General features: G+C 56.5%; 1 protein-coding gene. It reads left to right on the top strand.

All coding sequences use genetic code 11. The features are described 5' to 3' along the window. Window positions 1-1,527: hypothetical protein (locus tag K4G67_RS17285; RefSeq protein ID WP_239807483.1), on the top strand; the 1,527-nt coding region annotated here is incomplete at its 5' end. Window positions 1,528-1,651: the final 124 nt, after the last annotated feature.

The raw sequence follows: 1,651 nt of genomic DNA, 5'->3' as shown, positions 1-1,651 counted from the left end.
GACACCTGCGATATATCGTTGAACTGCCTTATTTTCGGACAGGGCGAGGTGAGCGAGAAGTTTATCCGCAAGTTGGAAGGCTGGGCGGCGCGCCGGGTCGGACAGTTGGCGATGCTTCCCGACGATCATCCCTACAAGGCGGAGGCGCCGCTGATCGAGGCGGACGATTTCCCTTATTTTTTCCGGCCCGATTACGATCAGTGGAACCAGTGGAAGATCGACCATCAAACGAATGACGACCATTTGTTTGTCCATCGCGGAGAAGCGGCACCCGACGTTCCGCGCGGCGAAGGAGGCTATCGGCGGGTGTTTTTCGACGACTTCGACAAGAAATATACCGTCACCAATTCGAAAATGGACAAGCCGGGCGGCGCACTGTGGCATGGGCCGGGCTGGAACCCGGCGGTGGGCGGCGATCACGCGGGGAACAACCCCGAAATGCCGACGCCCACACAGCGGCCGGATATTTACGAATGGGACAAGGATCGCGGCTATCTGAAACTGCACAACGCCTTCGACAAGGATCGTGGCCGGTGGGCGTCGGCAGCGGTTTATACCGTCAGCGATGGCAATTACGGGCGGGGCTTCAAGGGCGGCTACGTCTTTCGCGCCCGGTTCAAATACGACGCCATTGACGATCCCGCCACGACCGGCGGAGAACTGTTCTGGGGGCTGTGGGGCTATTCGCGCAATGCCCGATACATGCATCACGAACATCGCATGGAACACGATTTCATCGAGCCGGACGCCAAGTCCCCGACATTTGCGAACCTTTGCTCCCATCATATGTGGGAGGCGCATTTTGGCAGTTATACGCCGAAACAGGTCGGCTCTCGCAAGATGGTCGGTTCGCGGATCGAGAAGGAACGAGGCTGGCCCATTGACCTGCAACCGTGGGACAATCAGTGGCGCACGCTGGAAATCCGTGTCGACCCCGACTATACCTATTGGTGTATCGACCCGACCGGCAATACCGACCCGATGGACCGCAGCGGCTTCATCGAAATTGCCCGTTGGCCGACGAACCAGTGCATGTTGGAAGAATGGTATTTTGTTCTCAACACCTGCATTCGTCGCAACACCGAGGCATGGGTTCCGGCAACCGAAACACAGCAGCTCGACGGCGAAGGCAATCGACTGTGGAATGACGGCGAAGGCGGACTGACCACCACCGACATGGGCGATGCCAACCGGGCGATGGAGCCGGCACGTTATCGGGCATGGTTCGATTGGGTCGAGATTTTGCAGCGCGACGCGGTGGTCTATCCTGAAACCGTTCCGTTCCCGTTTTCAGAGTGTCCCACGCTGTCCCGCGACGGCAATGTGGTCACATGTGATCCGAAGCTGACCGGCATTCAGAACATTGATTACTACTGGCATATCGATGGCTACCCGGAAACGGCGGTCCAGGGCACGACATTCACCCTGAGTCCCGAAGATACAGGCAGGGAACTTGCCTGCATGGTCGTAGCAGCAGGTGCAACCAATATCCCCCACGCCTGGACCAAACCAATGCAAGTGAGTTGAGCGTTGCATATACGATAAAACATCGGCTTTGATTTTACGAACCGCGCCAAAACCTTATGGGATTTGTCATACCAACGATTTATCTTGAAGTTTTTGGTGCGGTTCAATCAAAATTATTGATATT

Source organism: Croceicoccus hydrothermalis, from assembly GCF_022378335.1.
GTDB classification, from domain to species: domain Bacteria; phylum Pseudomonadota; class Alphaproteobacteria; order Sphingomonadales; family Sphingomonadaceae; genus Croceicoccus; species Croceicoccus hydrothermalis.
Note: the sequence above shows the minus strand (reverse complement) of the source record. Positions and strands in the feature narration are given on the sequence as shown.